General features: G+C 55.0%; 2 pseudogenes. One reads left to right on the plus strand and one right to left on the minus strand.

Annotated elements, in window-relative coordinates:
• Positions 1-107: pseudogene (locus TU76_RS24405) on the plus strand (PA2817 family protein); the annotation flags it as partial.
• Between the two features lie 130 nt (positions 108-237).
• Here TU76_RS24405 and TU76_RS24410 read toward each other — a convergent pair.
• Positions 238-502, minus strand: a pseudogene (locus TU76_RS24410) (glycine betaine/L-proline ABC transporter ATP-binding protein); the annotation flags it as partial.

A 502-nucleotide genomic window follows, 5' to 3' on the forward strand; every position in this document is an offset into this window, starting at 1 on the left:
TGGAAGAGCGTCGCTACGAAGCTGAACAAAACGACGAACCGTTCGACTGGAACCAGGAAAAACAGCTGATCGCGCTGCCGACCACACAGGACAGCACACAGCACTGATTGCTCGCTGATTCTCAAGGCCCGCCCGGTTTAGCCCGGCGGGCCTTTTTTTGTTTTGAACACCGGTTGCTTTAAAGCAGTTCGGCCTATGCGCACCCAATAGCAACATGAGCTTCAATCCTGTGCCGACTCAATCAACTGGCGTACGGCGGCGCTGCACAAAACGGTCGACATACTCATCGGCCGGCGACAGCAGAATCTCTTGGGGCGTGCCCACCTGAATCAACTGACCGTCCTTGAGGATGGCAATCCGGTTGCCAATGCGCAGGGCTTCGTCCAGATCATGGGTAATAAAGACGATGGTTTTTTTCAGCGTACGCTGCAGCTCAAGCAACTGGTCCTGCATTTCAGCCCGGATCAAGGGATCAAGCGCGCTGAAGGCTTCATCCATCAGG

The organism is Pseudomonas psychrophila, assembly GCF_001043005.1.
In the GTDB taxonomy this organism is placed as follows: domain Bacteria; phylum Pseudomonadota; class Gammaproteobacteria; order Pseudomonadales; family Pseudomonadaceae; genus Aquipseudomonas; species Aquipseudomonas psychrophila.